Here is a 2,128-nt window from a genome sequence, read left to right as displayed (position 1 = left end):
AAGCTCTTTGCCGCCGAGCTTGCCGTAGCCGATGATGGCAAATTGCGGGTGCTCGCGGTGGCGCGCCCTGAGGCGGCTCCAGCACCATTGCGTGGTGACGCGCAGCACGCTGTCGGCGAGCGCGGAGAGGTCGTCCGCCACCTGCTCCACGGTGAGGCAGCGCCCCAGGTCGCGCGCCAGCGTGCGGAAGATTTCGGCGTGCTGGGCACGGCGCAGCAGGTTCAGCAGGTTCTCGTCGTCGTCCTCGCCGGTGGCGCGCAGCGCGGTCAGGCGCAGCGCGAGTTCGCGCTCGAAGTCGGCGGCCACGAAGCGTTCGGCGAGCAGCGCGTCGCCCGCGAGTTCGTCGATCACGCCCGGATGCTGCAGCAGGTAGCGCGCAGGCCACCGGGCCGCGCCCAGCAACTGCAGCAACTGCGCGTGCACCGCGGGGCGCTCGAGCAGCAGCGCCAGGTAGCTTTCGCGGCGCAGCAAGGACTCCAGCCAGTCGATCAGGCGCACGGCGGCCGTTTCGCTGACGCGCCCCTCGGCGACCCACTGCGCGCTGCGCTGCACCAGGCGCACCAGGCGCGCGCGCGCCTCGTCGCGCAGCCCGGTCACGCGCGGGTGGCGGCAGCACTCGGCGACGCGTGCGCGCAGGTCCGGCGGCAGTTGTTCCAGCAGGCCGTCGAGTTCCGGCACGGGGGGGGCGCGCCGGCAGCACAGCAGCCGTGGCAGGGCTTTTTCCCCGGGCCGCCGAGCAGCGTATCGAACTCCTGCGCGACCAGTTCCCGGTGTGCGTCGAGCGCGTGCAGGAACGCGCAGCAGTCCGGGTAGTCCAGCGTGTGCGCGATCCAGGCCAGATCGTCGTCGCGCGTGGGCAGCGCGTGCGTCTGCTGGTCGTCCAGATATTGGATGCGGTGTTCCACGCGGCGCAGGAACACATAGGCCCGCGCCAGGGCGTCGGCGGTCTCCGGGGGCATCAGCGCTGCGCGGGCCAGGCGCTGCAAGGCGTCGAGCGTGGGGCGGCAACGCAATTCCGGGAACTGCCCGCCGCGCACCACCTGCAGCAGTTGCACGATGAATTCGATTTCACGGATTCCGCCGCGCGAGAGCTTCACATCGTTCGCGCGCTCGGGGTGCCCGGCGCTGCGTTTCGCCGCGTGTTCGCGGATCTGGCGGTGCAGCGCGCGCAGCGCCTCGAACACGCCGTAGTCCAGATAGCGCCGGAACACGAAGGGCAGCACCACGCCCCGCAGCGCCTGCACCCCGGCGCTGGCGATGCTCGCGCGCGGGGCCACGACGCGGCTCTTGAGCCAGGCAAAGCGCTCCCATTCACGGCCTTGCACTTGCAGGTATTCCTCCAGCGCAGAAAGGGAAACCGCGGGCGGCCCCGACTGGCCGTTGGGCCGCAGCGCCAGATCCACGCGAAACACGAAACCATGTTCGGTGCTCTCGCCGATCAGGCCGTAGATGGCTTTCACGGCGCGCGCAAAGTACTCGTGGTTCGAGATGCGCCCGCGCCCGTCGGCCGTTCCGGCGGTCTCGCCGTCTTGTTCGTAGACGTAGATCAGGTCGATGTCGCTGGAGACGTTGAGCTCGCGCGCGCCGAGCTTGCCCATGCCGACGATCCACAGCGCGACCGGCTGGCCCTGCGGCCCGCACGGCGCGCCGTGGCGCGCGTCGAGCTCCTGCCGGGCTTGGCGGCAGGCGTGGTCGAGCGCCAGTTCGGCGAGTTCGGTCATGGCGCGGGTGATCTCGGACAGCGGCGCCTGCGCCGCGCAGTCGATGCGCATGAGGCGCTCCATGACCAGTTGGCGCAGCACCCGCAGGGCGCTTGCCGTGTCGCAGCCGCGCGCGCGCAGGGCCTCGTAGGTCCGTTCCATGGTGGCCAGCACCGGAGCGCCCGGGGGCAGCAGGGACAGATCGTCTGCGTAGCGACGCTGCAGGCGCTGGTAGAAGCGCGCATGCCCGGCGCCCGGAACAAGAGGCACGCCGGGCGGGGATGGATTCTCGGGCGCTTCAGCGCACGCTGGCTGCATGGTGTCCGGGGCCGCAGGCCGCGCCGACGTGGATGCATCCTCCCCGGGGCTGCGCCTGAGGAGACGCCAGCCGTGGCCCGGCAGAGCCGGTCGTGCGCTGGTCGGCTCGG

The 2,128-nt window shown here is 71.6% G+C and carries 1 pseudogene; it reads right to left on the bottom strand.

What is annotated here, in order from left to right:
• A pseudogene (glnE, locus tag VTU_RS27455) lies at nucleotides 1–2,018 on the bottom strand (bifunctional [glutamate--ammonia ligase]-adenylyl-L-tyrosine phosphorylase/[glutamate--ammonia-ligase] adenylyltransferase); the annotation flags it as partial.
• Between the last annotated feature and the right edge of the window lie 110 nt (nucleotides 2,019–2,128).

This window comes from Verminephrobacter aporrectodeae subsp. tuberculatae At4 (assembly GCF_000193225.1).
Taxonomy (GTDB): domain Bacteria; phylum Pseudomonadota; class Gammaproteobacteria; order Burkholderiales; family Burkholderiaceae_C; genus Acidovorax; species Acidovorax aporrectodeae.
Note: the sequence above shows the minus strand (reverse complement) of the source record. Positions and strands in the feature narration are given on the sequence as shown.